Genomic DNA, 23,780 nt, shown 5'->3' with positions numbered 1-23,780 from the left:
CAAAATCTATTAATAAGAAAAGGTCTCCTAAAATATCTTTTAGGAGACCTTTTCTTTGTTTATCGTAATAACTTTTGCTCATATGAAATGTAGTAGGAAGTTTGTATATATAATAGCGGAGCGTGTTCGAACAACTATTTGATATGAGTAGTAATGAAGATATTCTTCCTACTTTCTTACATAAAATTTTTAATTTTGGATATTTGTATCATATGCTTCTGCAACAAACACAAAGTCTACATGCTCTTTATCAATAAAAATACTTGTTTTAGATGGAAGACCTGTTATGGTAGAAACAATATCAACCTCAACAAGGTCAAATCCTACACGATAAGCATCTGCAATTTCAATTCCACCAGTTAGAAAATGCAATCCATCCCCAAATGACTTAAATACAAATACATTTTCTTTCAAACTTTTATTATCCATTTCAATCCATTCTTCGTTAATATAAATCTTAAATGTCGTGCACTTTGGAACACACTCGATGTGATGTATCCCTTTATAACTATTAAGCGAAAACATATAGGTATGAGTTTCTTTAAAGTTAATATCTATCCCGTATTTAAAAGCAAAGGTTTTATATACCATTTCATAAAACAATGGCATTACAATATCATCCCATGCGTCATAGGCAAAAGCATGAATTGGTATTAGATGAGGATATAAACTTACAATCGCTTTTTGAAAATTAAGTAAGATGGTTGTATCTGTAATTTCTTTTAAAGAATCATCTATTTCATGGTCATAATCTTTCGAAATTCTGTTATCAATCATATGACAAACTCCTTACATAGTCTTCTATATACTACGTTTTTCCGCATCATCAGTTTGTTCCTTTTGCAACTAAATTGCAAGTTTAACCGATGATTCCAAAAAAGCCCTTGTCTTATTTTATCAATCGTTAAATGGGTTGGGATACTACAAGCATTAATGAGATAAGAAATCGTTTTTTCTTTTTTATGATAGATGTATTTATTTTTAAACTGTATTTACTTTACTCTTTTTTTATTTAGATTTGGATATGTAACATTATTGTGTTGAAAAATATTTCAGCGAGGTGAGTTTATGAAAGAAAAGAAATGGTATAGGCAATTAGTCGTGATGGTGTAGGAGTATCATCTAAGGTGATTTTAAATGCTGTTAAAACTGGCGAAAAAGTTATACAAAGTGCGGTAGAACTAAATATACTAGTAAACAGGCTGTAGTAGTTTTAAATAAAAAAGGCAAAGTAATTACAACTTTTGCTAAAGGTTCAAAATACATAAGGAAAGGAAAAAATAAGGTTGTTTAAATTAAATAAAGAGATGCACATTTTATTGAAACAGACATTAGAATCACAAAATAAACATTTACTATGGTTAAATGTTTATGAAGACTTAAGTATGATAGAAACTGAAAAAATAAATAAATTGAGAGATATTATAGCAGATGAATTAATGGAGAAAGGTTTTGATGAACGAGACAATATAAACAATTTGGGAAGAGCATTAGAAGAGCTAATTGATATCTTAGGAAATTTAATACCTTAGAAAATGTTAAGCTGTATTGCAAAGTTTTTAGCAGATGGAAAGTTCCGTTAATTACAGAATGAAAGATTATATAACTTTTAACAATGCGCTTAATACGAGCGTAGCTATGATTAGAGAGTTTTGCATGTGTAAAATAACTCCAAAAATATAAGGATATATTTTGAGGGCGTATGATTATATATTATATCTATTGATTCGAATCTTTAAAAGGAGGGGGAACATGGGGAAAATAATAGGGATTATTCTGATTATAGGTGGTATGATTCCATTAATTTATGCAATGATGCAAATCTATCGTCAATGGAAAGAAAAAGGGCCTTCTTTTGCTCTTAAATCAATAATTTTCCTAGTCGTAAGCATTTTGCTAGATACTGCAACAACTATTATATTGTGTATAGTAACAGTATTCATTGGTATTTGTTTAATTATCTACACATAATAAGTTCAAGAAGGCTAACTTATCGATTGTTACTAATTGGAGGGATTGGATGAACTTCATTTTACATGGATCTAAATATACAGTTTTAGCTTCCGTTTTTGACTCATTTCAAGGTAGGGAAAAAGAGTTTAATTGGCTTATAACAGACATGGAGATTGTCGCACATCAGGAAGAGAAACTTATCCGAGATTATCCTAAAATGTCGCATCCAATAGTTTGGATAGCAGGTGAAGATCTTTCAAATCTCGTAAAGAAATATAATCCTCAATTTATTTGGGGTGTACTATCTGCGTTTGATAAGTCTATAAACATTGATATTAATAATTTGCTTGTAGAACCCTATGCAAATAGAAACGAAGAACTCTGGGTACCAAGTCCAAATATTCAGCACCCTCAAGCAAAACTTGAAATTGTTTGTTGGGATTCCAGTTTGATGTTGTTATTAAGTAACGATATAAATATTGATGATAAATTTAGAAATTACTTTAAAGAAGCTAGAGATTTAAATGCCTATAATTCGGAATTTTGATTTTAATGGAGACAACATTAATCCGTTATACGAAACAGATATGAAAAAGGGAACGGTATGCATACTTTACAAGTAGCGTATTATAAGGTGAAAAGCGGATTCTCTGTGAGGAGAATTAGATTATTATTGATTTATAAAAACAATTAGGAATAATAAACTTAATATTATTAAGTAAGAATAGGATGGGAATAAATATAACTTTGAGAGAAAAGAAGGTGTATTATGGAGTTTACATTCGAAAAGGTTCAATGTATTGAAGATGCAAATATATATCGTGTTAGTAATGTAACTGATATTTATGAAATAGATTTATTTGATGATGATAATCGTAATGTTGATAATTTAAGTTTACTTGTTCAAGAGAGGATTAATCAGTTTATTGTACATGTAGATAAATCTGAGGAAAAAAATGTGAAAGAAGAAATAGAGTCTAAAAACATTTCCTACACAGTTTTTGATTCGGGAAGAAGGAACATTTTCTTTGTTTTTGATTCTATACCAAGGACAGAAGTATCATATTTAATCAAGTATTTTTATGGTGTAAGTATAGAAAATACTTTTGCTATTATCAGTTTAGGAAATAGCGTTGGTATTAAACTAGAGAAAATAAATCAAAGTGAATTGATGGAGCGTTTAATGGGAGAATGTTTTGTACCACAAATCGAATTGGTTCCATCATCGGCGTGTGCATTTATTCAATATGATGGTGCGCTTTTAACGATTGCTAGTAATAATTTTGATATTTGTGCAACATGAAAATAATAAGATGTAATTAAATGATTTTTTTAGCGCAAGGAGATACAAGAGGATAGTTTCTAAGCTATTAAATGATAGTTTAGGATACATGACAATGTTACATATTAGTATGGTGTAGATGCAAAATGATTGTCGAATCTTTCTAGTGAAAATAGAATAGCTGCATTAAAAATTTACAATGAACCTTATGCTATAGGAAAAGAAAGAGGGAATTGTTGATGTGGATAGCGTTTCTAGAATTTTTAGAGTTTATTATAGTTTTGAGTTTAAGTCTTATATTAACATTGGTCGTTTTTTTTCAAGAAAATTATCTGTTTGATATTAAAGAAAGTATTACCAATAATAGGATCTTGTTAATTATTCAAGTCACACGTATTTTAATGGGAATGTGGATAGTATTTGTTACAGAAACTACTATAATTGCTGTCTCAAAAGTGACTGCAATTCAATTAATTATTTTACTTCTTTTTTGGGCATGTTCGAAGTATGTACAAAAAACTCGTGAAAATTGGCTAATTACTATAGTTGCTTTTGTTATTTATGGTGTTGGTACATACATGTATATTCAGTTTGCTTTTAGAGGCTATTAATATATCACCAGAAAAGTTAGTGGTTAGAAAGATGCATTTGTTAAATGTGTATATGAAGGAAGAGCGAATATAGGCTCTTTTTTCTTTATATATAGGATAGGACATGTATCTAATCCTCGTGGGACAAATCAAAATAGAGAGCGGAAGGAATTATATGAACAAAAAAGAATTAAAATTAAAGCTACTGCAAGGTCTAGGTGAAGATTTTTCTGCTATGTAATATTTAGAGGTCCTAAATATTTTTAGTTGTGGGGATGTACCTACAATAAGTTTTATAGAAACATTGTGTAGATTAAAGTAGTTCTCTTTTACAGAAAGTAATGTTGTAGATGATAATTTTAGTGTCTGTAAAGGGATAGAATTTGGTAGCTTTATGGAAAAGAGGCATTATTCGCATAAAAATAAGAGTTTTAATGGTAAATAGGAGGTTATTATAATGAAATTCCCAAAAGATGAAGATGGACAAGTATTAAATATGTTATATAAACAAGGTATAGATTTTAATAAAAAACATATAGTAGATTTCTTTATTGCAATTCCTGATCAAGGTAATGGAGAAAAAATAATTGGCAGACTACAAGAGCTGGGCTTAAATTGTGAATTAGATTATAATGAAGAATTTGAAGATTGGACATGTACTTGTTCTAAAGAAATGTTCTTAATTTATGAGGATATTGTAGAGATGCAAAAGGAATTGAATAAACTGGGTGAAGAGTTTGATGGATATACAGACGGTTGGGGTGCATTTGTGTAATAGTGAATTTATTTATCGTGATAAAATAAATTAGATGGAGTAAAGAAACAATTTATGGAAAGAAGGGCTTATATAAGTTCTTCTTTCTTTGTATATATTAAGATATCTTAGTGGTAGAAAGGTATATGATATGTGGGCGGGGGGCTACCGGTAAAAGCCCGATTGGTAAGGACTAATTAAAGTTTCACTTTATATAGGTTTTGAGAGAGTAAGATATAAGATATATTGTTTGTAGTGGAGATCTTGAATGAAGGGAGCGTGTGATAATTGGCAATGACGGATGAACAATTCGAAAATTATCTTGTTATGTGTTATGACAAATTAGAAAGTAAACAGCAAAAATTCATTTCGGATTATAATATCTATAACTTTGATGAGTATTGGTATGATCAAGATCGATGTATATTACAGTTTAAAAAAAATGGTCAAGTGTTACTTGAATTTAGTGTTGTTTTTATAGGGTCTTGGTCTGGAAAGAGTAACAGTTGGATGTGGTCTTGGGCTAATGAGAATGTGGCTGATTATGCAAGAAGTAAGTCTAACTGTTTGAAAGATCTACAAAATATTACAGGAAATGAAGTTTTTATAAATCCACTTTTTGAATGTGATCAAGAAATGGCGTATGAGCTAGCAGCCTTTTCCATTGAATATTTAGATGCAGAAGGAGTGTATATGGCACCAGGTGAGAGAAGTGATGTATTTATGGCTGTTATGTCACCGCATGCATTGTGAGTAGAGCATATGAAAAATATAGATAAGGTAGAATGAAAAAGGAGTACAGTTTAATAAATTAATAAAAGGTATCATAGGTCCTCGATGCATGGTGATAAATTTAAAGGAGTGAATTATATTGCTTGAAGTAAAGTTTTACGATTGGAAAAAAAACGTCCTAAAAAACATTATTTGCTTGTACATGAAATTAGAATTTTTGAGCTAATTTTCTCAAAGAAAGTTAGCGAGTTTGAGATGGGATTAAGAGAGATTGAAAAAGTAACTGTCTTTTGTTTAGCTAACGAAAACACTGATATTTCATATGAAGTGAATAGAGCTTTGGGTGAAATTCGTATATATGTTCCATATGATTTTATGGACTTTTTAGCATTAAATTCAGTTGAAGAGAAATACAAAGAGTTTTGTAAATTAGTACGCCAATATGTTATCCCTGGACTTGAAGAAAACTCTATCCTTTCACCCTCTATTGTTAAAGGGTATACAGAAGAATCTTTAGAAGAAATTGTGAAGCAAAACTATGAAGGAATATTTTTAGTTGGAAAGACACCTAAGAAAAGTCCAAGCCGTAAGAAAATAGCAATACTAAAAGGGATTCATCGCGTTAAAGGTTTCCAACTACGATGTGAAGTGTATGATGAAAAGGGATTAAAGATTCGAGACCAACTATTGGTGGAAGAGGTAGGGAATGAAATGGTGTATGCAAGATTTTTGGGTACATTAAAATGGGAAAGTGAAAATCTAATAGTAGTCCAATCTAAATCTAGTAGTTGGAAAGAAGAAATCTATCTTTAATAACAAAGTTGTATAGTAGGAAGAGGGTTGTAGAGCATAAATGAATTTTTTTCGGAAAAATAAATTAAGTGACATTCAGAAAAAGTACTATGAACATTTTGGAGGGCCGATTCAATTTGTTAATTATTATAGCCGTGGATCGGTTATGTATTTTCAAACGGATGATACGCTTTATTATGTTAATTTACTGAATGTATGAGGTGATAAATGTGAATGAAAGTTTAAAGAAAATTGCAATGTTAAGAGAAAAGGTCGAGGAAAAGGCTACTAGAGAAAAGTTTTTGATGTTATGTCCGTCTATAAAAGAATTTGAGATTATTAGCGGGAAGAAAATTGCTTCATTAGTAAACTTTTTAATTGATGAAACACCGAATCCTATCAAAGTTATGAGTAAATTAAATGCTGAACAAGCTATCAATGAAATAAAAGAATTTGAATGTGAATTAACCAGTTTATTGTCTAAGAAGATTATTCTATGGTATGCACATGAAAACTGGGACTTTGGTGTGCAAATAGAGTTGGAAGATTTCATGTTATATATAAAAGAAGTATTACATTTCATTGGATATAATGATGCTCAAAGATCATTAATTTATTCTAGCCTTATTGTAGTAGATGCATCTATGAGAAGTGGCTTTACTTTTCTAAAGAATGAGTATGATCTTGAAATAGTACTATGGAAAGAAGGCTGAATGTATTAGAGTGTTTTGAAACAAATTGGATGAATGGTTGAATTTATTATTAGAAGAAGTGGTGCGTGGTTTAGTGTGATAGAAAGAAAAAGAGAGTCTTCAAGGGATATGTATAAGAGAGTAAAGGAGAGAAAATATGTCTTTTTATAAAGAGGAAATAGAAGGGGATAAATTGATTATAAGTGATGAAAGCATTGATATTTTAATGGATGCTTTTCAAAATAAAGGTGAAGAGATGCCTAAAAATATATCATGGAATTTCATAGCGACGGTATTACTCGCGGGATCTTATTATGAATAAGTAAAAAACGAAGAGTTTAAATAGCCCTTCGTTTTTTTTACTTTATTTTTTCTCTACTAATTTCTTATTCTTCCAATCTAGTGTGAACAATTTATTAAATGTTTTTTGATCAACGTCTTTTACGTTGTTTCCAACCCAGTTTGCAGTTCCGAATGTGTAGCCTGGACGAAGTTGGTAGTCGTCGGCGTGTTTTGTATAAGCGACTTGTAAGTTAGATTGATCTGTATTTTTTTCAGAGATAACAACAGCAATCATACCAGGAGAGAAACCGCTATTTGTTAATGCTGGAAGTTGATCCATCGGTATTAAATTACCTTTTGCATCAGATTCATATAGGTATGTGCGAGAGTACATAAACAGTTGGTTTCCATATAAAGAATGATAGGAGTCACGTGTGTAAATACCCCAGTTTTGATTGTTATATCCGTTAAAGAATACGTTCCACTTTACGTTTTTGTTTGTTTGGTCAATTAAATTTGTTTTATAACTAGTTTGTTTATAGCTTACAGAGTCAGACCAAGTGACTTGACCAGTTGCACCAGCTTCACCGCTAGGGCCATTAGGCGTTACAGAAGCTTTAACAGAGCCACCAAGTTGATAAGATACGCTAGATGTTACAGTCGTTTCTTCTACAGCATTTGTAGGCGCTACGTTAAAGAAACGAGCGCTGTTATCTTGAAGGTTAAATGCAACATCATATTGTGAAGGATAACGTAATGTTGCACTAGCGCCAGGGATTGGGTAGTTATCAATAGGTGCATCACTTATAGTAGGATTTGCTTTTAGAAAACTACCAGTTGTATTAATAACGGCAATCTGTTTATCAGCGCTAGGGTCATCGATAAAAGTTACCTTTAAAGACATTGTCATATTATCAGCTTGATCATTATTAAATGTATTATAGCTCGTATGTGTTTTTGCATTTTGCCCGATATCTGTTACAACTTGTGATGTTGTTTGAGCATAAGCAGCAGGTGTTGAAAGAGTTATAGCACTACTAGCAAAAACAGCGGATAATGCTAAATATTTTAAGTATGTTTTAGAACGTTTCATACAATCACTTCCTTTTATCTTTGTCGATATATGTCGTATTACATTTATATCGTAACATGAAAATAAAACGGAATGGATGGTTATGCATAATTGCATAGATGAGTTTTGAAGGATAACGATAATAGCATTTTATCAATCCTTATTAAGGAAATTGATGCGGTTTTATTTTATCCCGCTATTTGCTGGGCAGTAAGACCCCCACCTCAAAATGCAGCGAAAGCAAAGAAGTTAGGTGGGGGATGAATAAATCCCCACTGATTAAAGTTTCATTTTATATATTCCTCCTAATCAACTCTCCAACTTGCGTCGCAATAAACGCAACATCACTATCAATTTCATCCAACATGTAAGACTCTAAAATGCCCATTACAGCTGTTCCTAAAAATTTTAAGACGATATGTTTATCGATGTTTTTATTTACTGATGTGTCTGTATTTAATTTTTTCTCTATTTCACCCATGATGAAAGTTAGTAATTTTTTTTGAAATGATAAGGTGCTGTTACTTCTAAATAGTGCCGCAAAAAATGGTTTGTGTTCTTTGAAGTATTCAAACCATATGATTGTTCCTTCTATAAATTCTTTGTTTTGCTTCTCGTAGCATATTTCTTTTAATTGGTCTAAATGATCGTCCACAATTTTATCTAATAAATTGTACTTATCTAGATAGTGTAAGTAAAACGTTTTTCTTCCGATGTTTGCTTTTTCGGTAATGTTTTTAACTGTAATTTCATCAAATCCATCTGTAATTAACATTTCTATAAATGCCGATTGAATGGCGTTTTGTGATTTTATAATTCTTCTATCGATTTTCTCCATATCGTGTTCCTCCGTTGTTGATACACATATTTCTTTATGTGTGTATTATCACCCAAATGCGTAAATGTGGTCATTGAAACAAGGTTCTACTCATTTTATTATAAATATACACGTGAGTAATAACTCTCACAAGTGTAAAATTAATAATAAGATAAGGGTGGTTTTATATATGGCAGTTACGAAGGAAAATATAAGATTTTATGCAAGAGGTTTACAAGTTGCAGGTGTTTTGAACATTCCTGAAGGTGCTGAGGAAAAGAAACAAAATCCAGCGATTGTTTGTGTGCATCCAGGTAGTAGCTGTAAAGATCAAACAGCAGGATTGTATGCCGAGAAGTTAGCGGAACAAGGATATGTCACGCTTGCGTTTGATGCGTCATATCAAGGTGAAAGTGAAGGTACACCGAGATATATTGAAGAGCCAGCTGCGCGAGTTGAGGATATTCGCTCAGCAGTAGATTATTTAACTACTCTTCCTTATATAGATGAAGAACGTATCGGTGTGTTAGGTGTTTGTGCAGGCGGTGGTTATGCGGTAAATGCTGCGATGACAGAGCGCCGCATTAAAGCGGTTGGTACAGTTGTTGGTGCAAATATCGGTCGTTTAAATCGTGAGTCTAACCCGATTGGTGTGTTAGAGGCAATTGGTAAACAACGTACTGCTGAAGCACGCGGAGCAGAGGAAATGATTACAAATTGGATTCCTAAAAATCAGGAAGAGTTAGTAGCAGCGGGTATGACCGATATAGATATTGTAGAAGCAGTTGAGTATTACACAACGCCGCGAGGGCAAAGTTTGAACTCGCCAAATAAGTTAAACTTTACGAGTATGGGATCGGTAATCGGTTTTGATGCGTTCCATTTAGCAGATACGTTATTAACGCAGCCGCTGCAAATTATTGTCGGCAGTAAGCAAGGTGCATTTGGTTCTTATAAAGATGGTCATGAGCTTTATGAGAAAGCAGCTTCAGAGAAAAAGGATTTACTTGTTGTGGAAGGTGCGAGTCATTACGATTTATACGACCAACCAGAACCAGTAAGAATTGCAGTTGAAAAATTAACAAGTTTTTATAAAGAGCATTTGTAAAAACAATGTTGATATAAATGGTGCCTATAGTTGTTAGATACAAGTCTAACAACTATAGGTTTTTACTATGATGAGCGAAGTGCTTAATATTTACGCTATAAGTGCATAACAAGTTATAATAGAAGAAAGCAATAAGGAGGCTGGCTGTGAAGAATCTTCGTTATCTCAATATATTTACCATATTAATTATATACACACTACTTATGTTTTACATCGGCTGGAACGGATGGGTTTGGCTTCATGCGGTATTTGGCTGGGAATCTTGGGGATATTATGCTTTTATAGTTGCATTTATTTCATATGCGTACATTCTCGTGCAAGTGTTTAAGTTTTTACCATTTCTGCGAACGATAGGTTCGATTTGGTTTGCGGTCATACAATATGCGCTTATGCTGTTGCCATTAGCTAATATTATGGTCTTTCTTTTACAGTTTTCAGTAGAGAAAGAAGCGGCAATTATTTGGACAGGGGCGGCTGTGATAGCTGCATTTATCTTTATCTTTGCGTATGGAGTATTTAATGCGTATAGTCCGGTAGTAAGAAAGTACGAGGTGCACATACCGAAAAAGGTAGAGGGGCGTAAAAGTTTACGCATTGCGATGGCTTCTGATATGCATTTCGGTAAACTGTCTGGCGTTTCGCATTTAAAAAGACTTGTTCGTCATGTAAATGAGATGGAACCTGATATTATTTTACTGCCAGGTGATATTATCGATGATCATCCAGGTGTGTTCATTCAAAAGAATATGGGACCAATCATGAAACAAATGAAAGCACCATTAGGCGTATATGGTGTTTTAGGGAACCATGAATACTACGGTAGAGCGGTTCCAGAGTTTTTACAAGAGATGGATAAGATTGATATTCGTATTCTTTTAGATGAAGTAATTACAATTGAAGATGACTTTTATCTCGTTGGAAGAAGAGATAAAACAGAGCGAGATCGTCAAAGCTTTGAACAATTAATGAGTACGGTAGATAAATCGATGCCTGTTATCGCAATGGATCACCAGCCATTTGAGTTGAAACAAGCAGCAGCGGCAGGTGTAGATTTATTATTATCCGGTCATACACACCGCGGACAAATGGCGCCCAATCATATTGTAACGAGAAGAATGTACGAGCTAGACTGGGGATACGCACAAAAAGGCGCGTTCCACGCAATTGTTTCTTCTGGATTTGGATTTTGGGGACCACCGCTTAGACTTGGAAGTAGGTCGGAGATTGTGCAGGTAGAAGTTACATTTGAATAGGTGTATAAAATAGAGAGCGAATTGCTCTCTATTTTTTCAATAAAAAAAAGGCTCCACATAAGGAGCACTCAATAAAAATAAATGAATTAAAAGAAATAGCAGACATGTATAATATACAATACTTATAATATAATATCAATATATTTAAACTTAATATTTATATTGATGTCAATTTTATAAAAAAGGTACGATTAGAAGACGCTGCTGAAATGAAGGGGGATTATAAGTGGTTATATCAGATGTTATTTACGGTGAGTTTAAAGTGGATCGAGTAGTAGAAGAATTAATTTTAAGCAATCCTTTGCAAAGACTAAAAGGTATTCATCAAAATGGCGCAAGCTACTTACTAAATGAGAACTGGAATGTAACGCGCTTTGATCATTCAGTTGGTGTTATGTTATTAGTGAAAAAACTAGGTGGTTCAGTAGAAGAACAGATCGCTGGTTTACTGCATGACGTATCGCATACTGCTTTTTCACACGTAATTGATTACGTTTTTGATAATGAAGATGAAAGTTACCATGAAGAGATATTTAGCTCTGTTGTGAAAAATTCAGAAATTCCAGCAATCCTTGCGAAGCATGGTTATAACTATGAAGATATTTTATTAGATGATTCGAAGTGGACTTTACTGGAAAGGTCAGCGCCCGAATTATGTGCAGATCGAGTGGATTATACGTTACGAGATATGTATACATATGGGTATATTTCTTTAGAAGAAGTTCATAGTTTTTTAGAGGATCTCATCGAAGTAGAGGGGAAAATGGTTCTTCAAAATATCGAAATAGCGGAATGGTTTACAGAAACGTATTACAAAGAAGTAATCGATTTCTTTATGAAACCAATGAATATTTACGGAAATGATATGTTAGCGAAAACGTTAAAGGTAGCTCTTCATAAAAGGGTTATTCATGCAGATGATTTTCTTCTTGAAGATGATGAGCTTATTTCGAAATTGCAGCAATGTAATGATCCAGAAGTACATGCTTTATTAAGCAAAGTTCATCCGAATGTAAACGTAAAAGAAGATAGAAACAATTATGATTTGTATCAGAAAAATAAAGTCCGTCTCATTGATCCTCCATTATTTCGTGAAGGTGTTCCATCGTCTGCTGTGTCGGAAAAAATAAGACAGATGAGCGAGATTGCTTATGAAAAAGCGGTGAGAGGGATGTATGTGAAAGTGATTTCGGATTAACAGAAAGAAGGTATCATCACATAAGATGATACCTTCTTTTTATTCATCTAATATTTTCCACTCATTTCCCCAGTCCTTCATCGCGTCAAAAATAGGACGGAGTGTTTCCCCTTTTTTTGTAAGTGAATATTCCACGTGAGGTGGCATAGTTGAATAGATTGTTCTCTTTATAATATTTTCTTGTTCAAGTTCTTTTAAACGAAGAGAGAGTGTGCGTGGGCTAATGCCACTTAGACGTCTTTCAAGCTCAGCAAAACGTTTAGGACCATAGAACAAATCTCTTAAAATTAAGAAAGTCCACTTACCACCTATTACAGACATTGTTTTTTCAATAGGGCATTTTAATAAAATTTCTGCATTTGTATTTTCCATATAAACACTCCTTACTATATAAAAGTATAGGTACTATATAAAAAATCAGTACTTTTATAATTAAAGTACTTTCTTTATTATAGTTCTAAAGGAATATATAGGTAAATTACTAATTTTTGAGAGGGGAGTTAGCAAGTGAATGGAGTGGCTAGTAGAAATTTAGATGTTCAAACAAAAGAGAAATCAGGTATCGTCATTTTAATAACTTTGGCAATGGGTTTTATTATGGCAACATTAGACGTAACGGTAGTAAATGTTGCAGTGGTGAATATTCAAGAAACATTAGGACTGACATTATATAGTTCGGCATGGATTGTTGACGGATATATTTTATCTTTTGGGGCATTATTACTCGCTGGAGGGGCATTGGCTAATCAATATGGAGCAAAAAATATGTATATGGTTAGTTTAATTATTTTTGTATTCGCATCTCTTTTATGTGCGATTGCCACAAATGGGAACACCCTCATTATCGGCCGAGTACTTCAAGGTGTTGGAGCGGCTTTATTTATGCCAAGTTCACTTAGTTTATTAGTAGTATCATTTCCAGATGAAAAGAAGAGAGCTAAAATGTTTGGGATATGGTCGGCAATTGTCTCTTTTGCCTCTGGTACAGGTCCTTTTATTGGTGGTCTTTTAGTAAATACATTTGGCTGGCGAAGCATTTTTATTATAAACCTTCCAATTGGGGTTATCGGTATTTTGATGGCCTTTGTAATTATTCCAAACGTTTTACCGAAAAAGGAGAAAATAAACGTATTAAATCATTTAATCGGTATAACTACAATAACATTGTTGGCGTTTACTCTAATTGAAGGTCCAAGTTATGGATGGTCCTCGCTTCAAATTTTAGGAGGGGTAGTGGGGACTGTATTGACTGCTGTTCTCTTTGTTTATGCAGAACGAAAATCAAAAAACTCGGTTGTACCAAGAGTGTTGTTCCAGAACGAGACGTTTTCCTCAGCAAATATAGTTGGATTTCTATTAAACTTTGCTTTATTTGGCGGCATATTTATGTTTGGACTCTTTTTACAAAAGGCATACGAAGCAAGCCCGTTTGTAGCAGGATTACAACTATTGCCGATGATGAGCGTATTTGTTATTGGAAATGTATTATTTGCAATAATGGTGACTAAGTTTGGTTCAAAATTGCTATTATTTATAGCTTTATTTATAGCTAGTATAGGGTCTTTATTATTAATGTTTATAGTAAATAATGTGAGTTATATAGGAATTGCATTCGTATACAGTATTGTTAATCTTGGGATCGGTATAGCAGTGCCTGCCATGACTACAATTGTGATGAAATCTGCCGGTCGTGAAAATGGGAATATGGCTGGGGCAACTTTAAATGTAAATCGTCAAATTGGTGCATTAGTCGGTATAGCAATTATGGGAATCATTTTAAATGAATCATCGAATTGGTACAGAGGGGCAAGCTATAGCTTTTTAGTAATGGGAATCTCCTATTTATGTGCAACAATGTTAGTTTGGAAGTTTGTGGAGAGGAAATGAAAAAGTAGAGCATCACTCCTAGATGCTCTACTTTTTCTCATTAATAATCAAACCAATTCCAAACCTCAATATCTCCAAGAGTCGCATAACGAACGTGCGGTGAGTTTTGTAATTTTAATAACTCTTTCGACGGACCAGTAATGACAATGCCGTATACTTTAACACCGTTATCTTTTACATACTGATAGCGCTTATCTAATTTTAGTTCTTTCTCAGGAATTATAGCTATTTTACTTACCGTTTCTGTATGTGTAGAAAGAATACGTATCATTTCAATAACTGTATCTTCGGGCGTCTCTGTGTCACTATCTAGGAATCTTACATGTTCTGGAAATCCTATAGCTTCTCCGCCATGTAGGATATAGTCATCTACATTTTTTCTTTCTTGTCCTGTATCTAAAGCGTACCATACAGGAGTTGGAGGGAGTTCTTGTGCCTCGAATATGCTATATAAAAGCGGTTCTAATTCTTTTAAAGTGTAAGCTTTATCAAAAGAAATTGCTACTTCTGCAACGGTTCCATCATGTACTTTTGCAAGTGTATCCCATACTTTTTTTGATGAATCCTTTAAATAATCACCCTGCTCTGTTTTTGGATGAACAAAGAAGAGTTTTGGTTGATAGAACGGATTCATCCAAGTTTGCTTCGTGATATCTACAGATGATAAGAAGCTTTTTGTTTCTATTGTACCGAGGGGCATTTCTTTTTTACCGACGGTTCTTACTAAATCAAATTGGCTATTCGTACGGAAAAAAGCTTCTACACTTGTTCCGCCTCCCATAACGCGGCTATTTGGGATAGTTGCTTCAAGTGCAAGAGAAGGAACCTCTCTAATTTCTTTTAGCCTTTTATCATTATTAGCTTGAAAATAAAAGGCTGATAATACCCCGCCGATTATATAGATAACGATGCAAATTGATAATATAAAACCAAACGTTTGTAAACGATGTTTCCACTTAATTCTCCAAAAAGGAATTTTAAGATCTTTTGGAGGTAACTTTTTCTTAATTGGTTCTGTCTTTGTTAACAGCTCATCTAAGTAAGCTTCACATTCTTCACATGTCTCAATATGACTTTCTAACTCTTCCTGTTCATCATGCGTGAGCGTTCCGTTTTCGTACTTCTCCCATAGTTTTTTAAACTCTGTACAACCCATCCCTATCACTCCTTTATGCTTTTCGTTTCTTTTCGTCCCTTGTGTAATTCAATTTTTACTTTCGCTAATGAGAGACCAGTCATTTCTGCTATTTCCTTATAGGAGAATCCGTAGTAATCTCGTAGTAGTAACATATTTCGTCTTTCAAGGGGAAGAGAAGATAAACTGTCTAACCAACTAGCAATCTCATGTTTTACGAAATATGCATGTTTTGTACTTGGTACGTTTGGTAAATGGAATTCTGCAAGTGCTGTTGTTTTATATTTCTTTTCTTTTCTTTTCGATACCAATCGATAAAGGTGTTGTAGGCTATTGTAAATAACCACGGCCTAATTTCTTCGCCTTTATAATAATCAATATGGACGAGCATTCGGTAAAAGGTTTCTTGCATGAGATCTTCCGCATAGTGGGAATCTCCGGTTAGGGAGAGAAGATAGCGAAATAAAGTGAAACTTTAATCAGTGGGGGGTTCTTCATCCCCCACTGATTATTAGTTGAACCAATCGGACTTTTATGGGCAGTTGATCCCCCACCTAAATTCTTTGCTTTCGCTGCATTTTGAGGTGGGGGTCTTACTGCACATTAAAGTGGGATAAATCTTGCATATGCTCTGAGTAAATTTCTTCTAATGATTGTTTGCGTTTCACTACATTTCCCTCCCTTCATACATAACAACGAAATACATATAAAAAAGTTACAATTTTTTATGGAATTATAGTAAAAAACGTCAAGAATTGGATTGCGTTCTCTTTTATCATAATACATATAAGGCGGGTGAACAGAGATGGAAAGCTATGAAACACAAATTCAAAGGTCAATTGATTATATTGAGGAAGATGTAATGGAAAAACAAACGCTGCGTAATTTAGCTCGCATTGCAGGTTTTTCTGAGTCGCATTTTCATCGTGTATTTCAGGCATTAGTAGGTGATACAGTAATGGAGTATGTTCGAAAGAGGAGGTTAGCCCGGGCAGCTTATCAACTTTCTCATACGGATGAAAAAGTTATTGATATCGCGTTTGAACATGGCTTTCAATCTCACGAAACGTTCACGAGAGCCTTTAAAAAATTATTTCAAATGACACCGAGTGAATATCGAAAACAAGAAATCGAAACACCGATGTATTACCGAGTGAATGTAAAGCAAAGAAAATTAAATCCGTATTTAGGGGGCATACAAATGGAATATCGTATTGTAAATAAACCAGAATTTTTAGTGGCGGGTTATGAATTGAAGACGACAAGTAAAGAAGGGAAAAACCATCAAGACATTCCAGCATTTTGGCAAAAATATTTACAAAAAGATCTTGGGACAACAATTCCGAATCGTAAAGATACGAGCCAATGGGTAGAGCTTGGATTATGTACTGATTTTAATTTAGAAACAGGGGACTTCACTTACATTATCGGAATGGAAGTTACAGACTTTGAAAATGTACCAAATGAAATTGCGAAGCGTACTTTCCCGGCAGCAACATATGCAGTATTTACAACGCCGAAAGTTCCTCATGAAGAAATGGTATCGTCTATTCACCAAACGTGGAATGCAGTATTCTCAGAATGGTTCCCGCATTCAGGCTATGAACATTGCGGCGTTACAGAGTTTGAATTATACGATGAGCGTTGCCACGAAGATAAGAGTGAGTTTGCACAAGTAGAGCTTTGGATACCGGTGAAGAAAAAATAATAGGGTAAGAGCGAATCATTGGGAGATGGTTCGCTTTTTCATAAAGGGGAAATAGGAAAATGTTCAAAAAACTAGAATGTGTATCTATACATACGAAGGATATAGAAAGATCAGTTTCTTTTTATAAAGAAATGGGAATGAAGCAAAACTGGATGATAGAAAGAGAACTAGAAGAAGGGGTTATTTGGACGTTAATAGGATTGAAGTTTCCAGATGAGAAAAGTTCGGAGTTAGTAATAAGCAATCATCCGGATATTAATTTTACGGAAGTCGAAGTATTAGTAGAAGATGTGCAACAAACTTATGAAAGTTTAAAAGATAATAAAGATGTAAAATGGATTCGCGAACCATTTCCAACAGAATCAGGACATGTTGCAGTAATGGAAGCACCTGATGAGAATGTGTTTGTGTTAGTAGGGAAATAGCTGAAATACGGAGTGACCTTTCATAGTGAGTTATGAAGGGTTATTTTTAATTTGTATAGTAGTAGAGGAAGTAGGTTAGTATTGTCGGTTTTTGTCGGTAAGTCGATACATCTAGAAAATCGCTGATATAATTCGAGTTGCGCCGATATAATTTCATATACCGCTAAAACACCTCGAAAAAACGATTCACATAATTTCAATTACCGTAAAATTCTCCCAGAAAAGAAAAAAAGACGCCACATAGCGTCTTTCCTACGAACGAAACGGAAACACAAGAATAATCGTCGTTCCTTTTCCGAGTGCACTATCAACGGAAATTGTCCCGTTATGAGCATGAACGAGCTGTTTTGTAATGGCTAGGCCAAGTCCAGTTCCGATGTTGCTTTCTTCTGTGTTTGTTCCGCGGTAATATCGTTCAAATAGAAGTTCTTTCGTTTTTTCATCCATTCCTTTTCCGTCATCTGAAATGGAGAGTGTAAAGGAATTAGCGTTTTGTGATAATTTTACGATGACAGTAGTTGTTTCGTTATTATGTTTTACAGCATTTACTAGTAAGTTTTCGATAATACGCTGGAACCATTTTTCTTCAATGAAATATTGAATTTTATTTGAGCTCGGTACGAATTCAATATTTTGATTTTGAAGTGTTGGATTGTTAATAAATTGCAATAATACTTTTTGGACGAACTGATTGATTTCAACGTTTACGTGCTGTGCAGGAAGGCTATTATTTTTTAATTGATACGTTAAGCTTAAATCATCAATTAATGTAGTCATATATTGAGATTTCTCTTTCATAACACTACCAAATTGTTGAATATCACGATCGGTCCAGTTGTATTGATTCGATTCTAGTAATAATGCGTAGCCATATATAGAGCTAAGTGGTGTTTTTAAATCATGCGTTAGACCGGTAATCCATTCTTCTCGTGTTTGCTGAAGTACTTGCCTCATCGCATCATTTTTCTTGAGTGTAGTAGAAAGGTGTTCTAGTGAACTTGTCACATCTCTAAACAAACGGAATGACCATTTTTCTTTACCAGATCGCCGGAACCTGACAGGCTTTCCTTTTTTACTAATAGGTTCTTCATACTTTCCACCAGCGATATTTTTAAGCCAGCGCATCGCATGTAATAGCGGTTTCCCGAATTTATTACCATACCAAATAGAAAGAATGACTAAATAAACAAATACGATAAGAAGGATTAATCCGCATCCGATGAGAAACTTCTTAGTAAATACATCTTCAATTTCGTCATCTGGATAGTAGTGCTCATTTTTTGCAGTTACAACGAGAAGGTTGCCACTATTTGCATCGTAAAAGCTAGACGTGTTTTCTTTATGATTCCAAGGTTCTTTTTCATTAAGTGCGATTTGTATTGCTGAAAATATTTTTTTCTTTCCGGTTGTATAGGAAAAAACCTCTTCGCCATTTTGATTAAATATTTGAATTGCTGCTTTTTCTTTAGACAGTAACTGTTTTTCTTGATCTGTTAATGTGAACGAATCCATCGTTAAAGAGGAATGCTCCTTTTGAATTGCTGTCAGTAAAGCATTGCTTTTTAACATACCACCATAAATAACAAGTACTTTCTTTTCTTCTAATTCAATTTCCCAATATGTAAATTTATAATTACTTTCGATATGATGTTGTATATATGCGACTAAAGATGTCTTCGTATAAGCATTCGGAACATCATTTGGTGTATTAAAGTGGTAGAGGATTTTTCCGTTTTCATCTACAACTTGGAGCCAATCATTTTTCTCCTTTATTAAATCTTGCACTTCAGATTGTAATGAAATATGCCCATTTTCTGAAGAGATGTATCTTGAAATTGTAAAACTATCAGAATCTGGAATATTAGGTTCGTATAAAGTACTAGTAAGAAGAAAAATTAAATAAGTAAAAGCAGCAACTACAGCGATAAGTAATGTAACTAAAACAAAAACGTGTTGCATGATAAATTGAATAATAAGTCGTTTATTAAAATTCATATCGTCACCCTACTTTGTAACGAACTTATAACCAAGGCCGCGAACAGTTTTTATATATTCTGGTTTACTTGGATCGTGTTCAATTTTTTCACGTAGTTTTCGAATGTGGACCATAACAGTGTTGTCATCGCCATTATAGGCAGGTGCTCCCCAAACTTTTTCGTATATTTCCTCTTTCGAAAATACGTAGTTTGGATTCTCGCAAAAGAAGAGTAGTAGTTGAAAGAGTTGAGCGGAACATTCGACAATGTGACCATCCACTGTCAGTTCTGCAGAGTGCTGATCAATTTCAAATCTTCCAAATGAAATTGAGTGTGATTTTTGTTCGTGTGGTACGGTTTGTTTCATATGTCTCCGAAGCTGTGCTTTCATACGTGCTACTACTTCTAATGGATTAAATGGTTTCGTAATATAATCATCTGCACCGTATGAAAATCCGGATATTTTATCTAAATCAGATGCTTTTGCTGAGAGGAAGAAAATTGGACAATCTGTTTGTTGGCGAATGATTGGACAAATATCAAAACCAGATTGTCCAGGAAGCATTACATCTAAAATAATTAAATCGTAATGGTTTTGCTTAGTTAGAGATAAAGCTATTTCAGCTGATGTTGCAGTTGTAATATGAGAAAAGCCTTCTTTTTCAAGAATGGTAGTTAGTAATTGTAAAATTGCTGTTTCATCATCAACGAGTAAAATATTTGCTTGGTACATAAATATCCCTCCTAATTTTCTCGAATATCATATCATCATTTTGTAACTTATGGAATTTTTAAGGAAATTTTAAGGTTTTCTTTCGCAAAAAATTAAGAATCAAATGATATGATAAAAGTAACATAGGGGAGGAGATGAGTGTGAACCCGTTTCAAGTGATGCGAGCTAGATATTTTTTAATTGTATTTGCACTATTAATTTTAATAGCGAGAAGTAGTGGCGATTTGCTAACAAGTATATTTCATATACAAAATTCTTCTTTTATAAATATCCTTATATTCTATATCCTTCCGATGGTATGGATTTCTTATGAGTATAAAAAGCACCACATTTCATTTTCATTATTTGTTAATAAAAATGAAACATTTAACTTGGTACAAGTTTTATACATTACCGTTATGTTATGCATGTTTAGTTACGGGTATCTTATTTTGTATATGTATAGTTTTGCATGGATTACACCGGACTTTATTATGAACGCCCTGCATGAACCAATTGTAGATAGTACTGGGGGATATGTATCTCAAGTCATTAGGGTCGTATTCATCGCACCAATTATCGGGGAATTTGTTTTTCGCGGATTTTTACTTCAACGTTTTGCAACAAAATGGGGAACGAGCATAGCGACCATCGTTGTAGCAATATTGTTTGCGTTGTTACATGTTGATTTCCTCGGTGCAGCCATATTCAGCATCGTATTGTCAATCGTATATATTCGTACGAAAAGTTTACTCATGCCAATTGCAATACATATGTTAAACAATGCATTTGTAATAGGTGCGTCTTTTCTAATAAGTAGAGAAAAAATTATGAGTTTTGCCGATTTCTCAAATTATACGACATTCTTTCCTGGATTTATTATTTTTATAACAGGATTAAACTTAGTACTTATCTTTTTATTTGTTAATCGCAAATATTGGAGTAAAGAAGTGCCAGTTATATATGCAGAGCAGAAAAAGAGCTTTTCAGATGTAGTCGGGAGTAAATAAGATGAAGAAGACGGTTGAAAAAATATTAAAAGACATTATAGATTCTACGTCTATTACAGATATGTGTGATAGAAGTGTTTGTCATTGGCTTCAACCTGTAGTAGATACGATTGTGTTTCCAGAGTATTACGTATTTTCTAGTACTCATTTAAAAGAAAATATTATTTCTCTTCTTATTGTGTTCGGGGTTTTACTAATATTTGGTCTAATTGTAGAAGAAATGATGAAGCGCATCTTCAGAAAGAATGAAGAGAAGTATATGTGGATTCATAAAGTATTCGAGAAAGTAATGGTGGCTTTCCTTTTGTTTTATGGTATGAAAACAATCATTTACTTTATAGCTTTGAAACATCATTAATTCGAAATTTGAAAGGGATGTATAAAATTATATGAATGAAACGATATCATCAAATAAGTTTTTTTATTTGATTTTGCTTAGTCTAGTGTTAATAACGACAGTGAATGTTATTTTGCGCTGGGAGGAAGCTTATTTTTTCATGTATTTAGCGCTCCATTTGCTAGGGATTTTATGTATAAGTGGTGGAGTGGTTACTGAAAAAAAGAATGAAGAAAGCGTTAACTATATGTGTGTGATCGGTCTTGTTTTACTTTTAGCTGTACAGGGTATTATGAAATATAGTTCTTTCTCTTTACAAGATTTTAGTTTATTAATAGATGTACTTCCTTAAAGAGGCTCTTTATGTTATCTAAAAAGCAAGTAGGGTACGTACTAGTTTTAATCGGATTTTTTACGATTATCCCGCTATTTGCCGGGCAGTAAGACCCCCACTGATTAAAGTTTCACTTTATTATAACGACGCTCTTTTTTCAAGACTATGAGTATATATGATATGTAAAAGGCGTTGGTTTGTAAGTGCTTCCGGATTATGAACCGAAGAAAGTGTTTAAAGATAGGTAAAACTCTTCTTATGTAGAAGAGTTTTTTTATGTAAATAAAAAGATCCAGAGCAATTCACATAATAAGCTTGTTCTAATTTAGCGTGTACGAACTTACAATAATAATAGACAGGCAGCATAGAGGAGGGAATAGCGTGAGGAAGGTTATTGGTTGGTCGCTTTTTTTGTACGTTGGATTTGCGTTACTTATATATTGGTATTTATTTGGATGGAATCATGAACTTATTCCGGACATGTATAAAGGAACAAGTGCAGATCCAGAAACGTTTATGAGTGCTAGAGAGCTTACGCTAAGCCAAGATTATTCGCGTGTGAAAAATTTACTATACTTTTTAGCGACGCCTCTTGAATGGATTATTTTATTATTTGTACTTGTGCTAGGTATTTCAAGAAAGTTTGAGAAATGGTCGAAGGAAACGACTAAAATAAGTGTCTTGCAAGTTGCGATTTATTTCTTTTATTTATCATTACTGACAACAGTGCTTGCCTTACCGATGCAATGGATTGGCCGGAAAGTATCCGTTGATTACGGCATTTCAACACAAAGTACACAAAGCTGGATAAAAGATCATGTTATCGGTTTTTGGGAAAGTTATGCGACTATGTTAATCGTAGTTACCGTTCTATTATGGCTTATCCGTAAATTTCCGAAGAGATGGTGGCTAGCAGGGTGGGCGCTCTCTGTTCCATTTACAATCTTTTTAACATTCATACAGCCTGTCGTTATTGATCCGCTTTATAACGACTTCTCAACGCTGAAAAATAAAGAATTAGAAACGAAAATTTTAGCGATAGCAGACAAAGCTGACATTCCTGCTAAACACGTATATGAAGTAAATATGTCAGAAAAAACGAATGCATTAAATGCTTACGTAACAGGAATTGGTCCTAACGCCCGTATTGTAATGTGGGATACAACGCTTAAGCAGTTAAAAGATAAAGAGATATTATTTATCATGGCTCATGAAATGGGACATTATGTTATGAAGCATATATACTTTGGCGTTGCAAGTTATGTGTTGCTATCGTTTATAGGTATGTTTTTAATTAGTCGTATTATAAATATGTGTATTCGCAAATGGGGAGATACATTGCAAATTTCAAAAGTGGCATGTTCCTCCATTTTACCTTTATTTTTCTTAATTTCTTCTGTACTCTCTTTTGCAGCACAACCAGCAACAAACTATGTTTCACGTATAGAAGAAAGAGCGGCAGATCAATATGCTTTAAATATGACGAAGGACGGGAAATCTGGTGTGAAAACTTTTCAATATTTATCAAAAACAAGTCTAAGCCAAGTAAATCCGCCTGCGTTAGTGAAGTTTTTCTTATACACGCACCCACCAATTTTTGAAAGAATTCATACGTTTGAACAATATGAGAAACAAAGCAAAAAGGAGTAGCATGATAGCTACTTCTTTTTTTATAGAGATATAAGTTTGATATTGGGAATATTTATCATTGCTTTTTATTGAGATTTTGTA

Annotated in this window: 27 protein-coding genes and 1 pseudogene; 20 read left to right on the top strand and 8 right to left on the bottom strand. The window is 33.5% G+C overall.

Translation table 11 applies throughout. The features are described from left to right. Positions 1 to 189 precede the first annotated feature (189 nt). A complete protein-coding gene (locus tag C4S65_RS06620; protein WP_098617620.1) occupies positions 190 to 777 on the bottom strand; it encodes a hypothetical protein in 588 nt (195 codons plus the stop codon). A gap of 509 nt (positions 778 to 1,286) precedes the next feature. Between C4S65_RS06620 and C4S65_RS06615 the strand changes: the two genes are divergently transcribed. From C4S65_RS06615 to C4S65_RS34300, 10 genes are all read left to right on the top strand, one after another. Beyond that, a complete protein-coding gene (locus tag C4S65_RS06615) occupies positions 1,287 to 1,532 on the top strand; it encodes a hypothetical protein (protein WP_097796483.1) in 246 nt (81 codons plus the stop codon). A gap of 220 nt (positions 1,533 to 1,752) precedes the next feature. After that, the gene (locus C4S65_RS06610; RefSeq protein ID WP_000516160.1) at positions 1,753 to 1,971 is read left to right on the top strand and encodes a hypothetical protein; all 219 of its coding nucleotides are present in this window, start codon (positions 1,753 to 1,755) and stop codon (positions 1,969 to 1,971) included. A 49-nt stretch (positions 1,972 to 2,020) separates the two neighbouring features. Next, the gene (locus tag C4S65_RS06605; protein WP_097796484.1) at positions 2,021 to 2,500 is read left to right on the top strand and encodes a hypothetical protein; all 480 of its coding nucleotides are present in this window, start codon (positions 2,021 to 2,023) and stop codon (positions 2,498 to 2,500) included. Positions 2,501 to 2,722: 222 nt separating this feature from the next. Continuing rightward, entirely contained in the window at positions 2,723 to 3,256 is a 534-nt protein-coding gene (locus tag C4S65_RS06600; protein ID WP_098617621.1) for a hypothetical protein, read from the top strand. 218 nt (positions 3,257 to 3,474) lie between these two features. After that, positions 3,475 to 3,846 carry a hypothetical protein gene (locus tag C4S65_RS33965; protein WP_044306664.1) on the top strand — a complete coding sequence of 124 codons (372 nt, stop codon included), beginning with the start codon at positions 3,475 to 3,477 and terminating at the stop codon, positions 3,844 to 3,846. A 436-nt stretch (positions 3,847 to 4,282) separates the two neighbouring features. Further along, entirely contained in the window at positions 4,283 to 4,600 is a 318-nt protein-coding gene (locus C4S65_RS06590) for a ribonuclease E inhibitor RraB (protein WP_141551077.1), read from the top strand. Between the two features lie 267 nt (positions 4,601 to 4,867). After that, entirely contained in the window at positions 4,868 to 5,332 is a 465-nt protein-coding gene (locus C4S65_RS06585) for a DUF6882 domain-containing protein (protein ID WP_098617622.1), read from the top strand. 234 nt (positions 5,333 to 5,566) lie between these two features. Continuing rightward, entirely contained in the window at positions 5,567 to 6,124 is a 558-nt protein-coding gene (locus C4S65_RS06580; RefSeq protein WP_098617636.1) for a hypothetical protein, read from the top strand. Positions 6,125 to 6,333: 209 nt separating this feature from the next. Then, positions 6,334 to 6,816 carry a hypothetical protein gene (locus C4S65_RS06575; RefSeq protein WP_097888835.1) on the top strand — a complete coding sequence of 161 codons (483 nt, stop codon included), beginning with the start codon at positions 6,334 to 6,336 and terminating at the stop codon, positions 6,814 to 6,816. Positions 6,817 to 6,952: 136 nt separating this feature from the next. After that, positions 6,953 to 7,117 (top strand): hypothetical protein, encoded by a 165-nt coding sequence (locus tag C4S65_RS34300; protein ID WP_170950093.1) that lies wholly within the window; start codon positions 6,953 to 6,955, stop codon positions 7,115 to 7,117. A gap of 42 nt (positions 7,118 to 7,159) precedes the next feature. On the opposite strand, the gene cytK2 is transcribed toward C4S65_RS34300, so the two are convergent. After that, on the bottom strand, positions 7,160 to 8,170 hold the full coding sequence (cytK2, locus tag C4S65_RS06570) for a beta-channel forming cytolysin CytK2 (RefSeq protein ID WP_000830636.1): 1,011 nt from the start codon (positions 8,168 to 8,170) through the stop codon (positions 7,160 to 7,162). Positions 8,171 to 8,441: 271 nt separating this feature from the next. Continuing rightward, the gene (locus tag C4S65_RS06565) at positions 8,442 to 8,987 is read right to left on the bottom strand and encodes a TetR/AcrR family transcriptional regulator C-terminal domain-containing protein (protein ID WP_098317878.1); all 546 of its coding nucleotides are present in this window, start codon (positions 8,985 to 8,987) and stop codon (positions 8,442 to 8,444) included. Positions 8,988 to 9,156: 169 nt separating this feature from the next. Between C4S65_RS06565 and C4S65_RS06560 the strand changes: the two genes are divergently transcribed. From C4S65_RS06560 to C4S65_RS06550, 3 genes are all read left to right on the top strand, one after another. Continuing rightward, positions 9,157 to 10,074 carry an alpha/beta hydrolase gene (locus C4S65_RS06560; protein WP_103945169.1) on the top strand — a complete coding sequence of 306 codons (918 nt, stop codon included), beginning with the start codon at positions 9,157 to 9,159 and terminating at the stop codon, positions 10,072 to 10,074. A 146-nt stretch (positions 10,075 to 10,220) separates the two neighbouring features. Beyond that, positions 10,221 to 11,327, top strand: coding sequence for a metallophosphoesterase (locus tag C4S65_RS06555; protein ID WP_000793735.1), 1,107 nt, complete (start codon positions 10,221 to 10,223; stop codon positions 11,325 to 11,327). Between the two features lie 226 nt (positions 11,328 to 11,553). Then, entirely contained in the window at positions 11,554 to 12,525 is a 972-nt protein-coding gene (locus C4S65_RS06550; protein ID WP_097888837.1) for an HD domain-containing protein, read from the top strand. 39 nt (positions 12,526 to 12,564) lie between these two features. Here C4S65_RS06550 and C4S65_RS06545 read toward each other — a convergent pair whose 3' ends face one another. Beyond that, complete coding sequence (locus C4S65_RS06545) at positions 12,565 to 12,897, bottom strand: helix-turn-helix domain-containing protein (RefSeq protein ID WP_097888838.1); 333 nt, start codon at positions 12,895 to 12,897, stop codon at positions 12,565 to 12,567. Positions 12,898 to 13,032: 135 nt separating this feature from the next. On the opposite strand from C4S65_RS06545, the gene C4S65_RS06540 reads away from it, so the two are divergent. Further along, the gene (locus tag C4S65_RS06540; protein WP_098323782.1) at positions 13,033 to 14,412 is read left to right on the top strand and encodes an MFS transporter; all 1,380 of its coding nucleotides are present in this window, start codon (positions 13,033 to 13,035) and stop codon (positions 14,410 to 14,412) included. A gap of 40 nt (positions 14,413 to 14,452) precedes the next feature. Here C4S65_RS06540 and C4S65_RS06535 read toward each other — a convergent pair whose 3' ends face one another. After that, positions 14,453 to 15,568 (bottom strand): anti-sigma factor, encoded by a 1,116-nt coding sequence (locus tag C4S65_RS06535; RefSeq protein ID WP_098291950.1) that lies wholly within the window; start codon positions 15,566 to 15,568, stop codon positions 14,453 to 14,455. A 5-nt stretch (positions 15,569 to 15,573) separates the two neighbouring features. Continuing rightward, positions 15,574 to 16,013: pseudogene (locus C4S65_RS06530) on the bottom strand (RNA polymerase sigma factor); the annotation flags it as partial. Positions 16,014 to 16,352: 339 nt separating this feature from the next. On the opposite strand from C4S65_RS06530, the gene C4S65_RS06515 reads away from it, so the two are divergent. Both C4S65_RS06515 and C4S65_RS06510 read left to right on the top strand, forming a co-directional pair. Next, the gene (locus C4S65_RS06515) at positions 16,353 to 17,255 is read left to right on the top strand and encodes an AraC family transcriptional regulator (RefSeq protein WP_098838272.1); all 903 of its coding nucleotides are present in this window, start codon (positions 16,353 to 16,355) and stop codon (positions 17,253 to 17,255) included. Between the two features lie 59 nt (positions 17,256 to 17,314). Next, positions 17,315 to 17,680, top strand: coding sequence for a VOC family protein (locus C4S65_RS06510; protein ID WP_000473644.1), 366 nt, complete (start codon positions 17,315 to 17,317; stop codon positions 17,678 to 17,680). A gap of 252 nt (positions 17,681 to 17,932) precedes the next feature. Here the strand turns inward: C4S65_RS06510 and C4S65_RS06505 are convergent, their stop codons facing one another. Both C4S65_RS06505 and C4S65_RS06500 read right to left on the bottom strand, forming a co-directional pair. Continuing rightward, the gene (locus tag C4S65_RS06505) at positions 17,933 to 19,675 is read right to left on the bottom strand and encodes a HAMP domain-containing sensor histidine kinase (protein WP_097888841.1); all 1,743 of its coding nucleotides are present in this window, start codon (positions 19,673 to 19,675) and stop codon (positions 17,933 to 17,935) included. Positions 19,676 to 19,684: 9 nt separating this feature from the next. Then, complete coding sequence (locus C4S65_RS06500; RefSeq protein WP_086405965.1) at positions 19,685 to 20,389, bottom strand: response regulator transcription factor; 705 nt, start codon at positions 20,387 to 20,389, stop codon at positions 19,685 to 19,687. Between the two features lie 140 nt (positions 20,390 to 20,529). On the opposite strand from C4S65_RS06500, the gene C4S65_RS06495 reads away from it, so the two are divergent. The 4 genes from C4S65_RS06495 (at position 20,530) to C4S65_RS06475 (ending at position 23,699) form a co-directional block, all read left to right on the top strand. After that, a complete protein-coding gene (locus tag C4S65_RS06495; RefSeq protein WP_140348259.1) occupies positions 20,530 to 21,378 on the top strand; it encodes a type II CAAX endopeptidase family protein in 849 nt (282 codons plus the stop codon). A 1-nt stretch (position 21,379) separates the two neighbouring features. After that, complete coding sequence (locus tag C4S65_RS06490; protein ID WP_086405967.1) at positions 21,380 to 21,736, top strand: hypothetical protein; 357 nt, start codon at positions 21,380 to 21,382, stop codon at positions 21,734 to 21,736. Positions 21,737 to 21,767: 31 nt separating this feature from the next. Further along, positions 21,768 to 22,067, top strand: coding sequence for a DUF2101 family protein (locus C4S65_RS06485; protein WP_001006050.1), 300 nt, complete (start codon positions 21,768 to 21,770; stop codon positions 22,065 to 22,067). A 363-nt stretch (positions 22,068 to 22,430) separates the two neighbouring features. Then, positions 22,431 to 23,699 carry a M48 family metallopeptidase gene (locus tag C4S65_RS06475; RefSeq protein WP_061666446.1) on the top strand — a complete coding sequence of 423 codons (1,269 nt, stop codon included), beginning with the start codon at positions 22,431 to 22,433 and terminating at the stop codon, positions 23,697 to 23,699. Positions 23,700 to 23,780 lie beyond the last annotated feature (81 nt).

Source organism: Bacillus sp. ok061, assembly GCF_900108285.1.
In the GTDB taxonomy this organism is placed as follows: domain Bacteria; phylum Bacillota; class Bacilli; order Bacillales; family Bacillaceae_G; genus Bacillus_A; species Bacillus_A thuringiensis_S.
The sequence above is the reverse complement of the archived record's forward strand: the minus strand, read 5'-3'. Positions and strand labels throughout refer to the sequence as shown.

Excerpts from the sequence above, each read along its gene's own strand:
- C4S65_RS06620 (WP_098617620.1), bottom strand. The coding sequence starts at position 777 with ATGATTGATAACAGAATTTCGAAAGATTATGACCATGAAATAGATGAT.
- C4S65_RS06610 (WP_000516160.1), top strand. The coding sequence starts at position 1,753 with ATGGGGAAAATAATAGGGATTATTCTGATTATAGGTGGTATGATTCCA.
- C4S65_RS06605 (WP_097796484.1), top strand. The coding sequence starts at position 2,021 with ATGAACTTCATTTTACATGGATCTAAATATACAGTTTTAGCTTCCGTT.
- C4S65_RS06600 (WP_098617621.1), top strand. The coding sequence starts at position 2,723 with ATGGAGTTTACATTCGAAAAGGTTCAATGTATTGAAGATGCAAATATA.
- C4S65_RS33965 (WP_044306664.1), top strand. The coding sequence starts at position 3,475 with ATGTGGATAGCGTTTCTAGAATTTTTAGAGTTTATTATAGTTTTGAGT.
- C4S65_RS06590 (WP_141551077.1), top strand. The coding sequence starts at position 4,283 with ATGAAATTCCCAAAAGATGAAGATGGACAAGTATTAAATATGTTATAT.
- C4S65_RS06580 (WP_098617636.1), top strand. The coding sequence starts at position 5,567 with ATGGGATTAAGAGAGATTGAAAAAGTAACTGTCTTTTGTTTAGCTAAC.
- C4S65_RS34300 (WP_170950093.1), top strand. The coding sequence starts at position 6,953 with ATGTCTTTTTATAAAGAGGAAATAGAAGGGGATAAATTGATTATAAGT.
- cytK2 (WP_000830636.1), bottom strand. The coding sequence starts at position 8,170 with ATGAAACGTTCTAAAACATACTTAAAATATTTAGCATTATCCGCTGTT.
- C4S65_RS06565 (WP_098317878.1), bottom strand. The coding sequence starts at position 8,987 with ATGGAGAAAATCGATAGAAGAATTATAAAATCACAAAACGCCATTCAA.
- C4S65_RS06560 (WP_103945169.1), top strand. The coding sequence starts at position 9,157 with ATGGCAGTTACGAAGGAAAATATAAGATTTTATGCAAGAGGTTTACAA.
- C4S65_RS06545 (WP_097888838.1), bottom strand. The coding sequence starts at position 12,897 with ATGGAAAATACAAATGCAGAAATTTTATTAAAATGCCCTATTGAAAAA.
- C4S65_RS06535 (WP_098291950.1), bottom strand. The coding sequence starts at position 15,568 with ATGGGTTGTACAGAGTTTAAAAAACTATGGGAGAAGTACGAAAACGGA.
- C4S65_RS06515 (WP_098838272.1), top strand. The coding sequence starts at position 16,353 with ATGGAAAGCTATGAAACACAAATTCAAAGGTCAATTGATTATATTGAG.
- C4S65_RS06510 (WP_000473644.1), top strand. The coding sequence starts at position 17,315 with ATGTTCAAAAAACTAGAATGTGTATCTATACATACGAAGGATATAGAA.
- C4S65_RS06505 (WP_097888841.1), bottom strand. The coding sequence starts at position 19,675 with ATGAATTTTAATAAACGACTTATTATTCAATTTATCATGCAACACGTT.
- C4S65_RS06500 (WP_086405965.1), bottom strand. The coding sequence starts at position 20,389 with ATGTACCAAGCAAATATTTTACTCGTTGATGATGAAACAGCAATTTTA.
- C4S65_RS06490 (WP_086405967.1), top strand. The coding sequence starts at position 21,380 with ATGAAGAAGACGGTTGAAAAAATATTAAAAGACATTATAGATTCTACG.
- C4S65_RS06485 (WP_001006050.1), top strand. The coding sequence starts at position 21,768 with ATGAATGAAACGATATCATCAAATAAGTTTTTTTATTTGATTTTGCTT.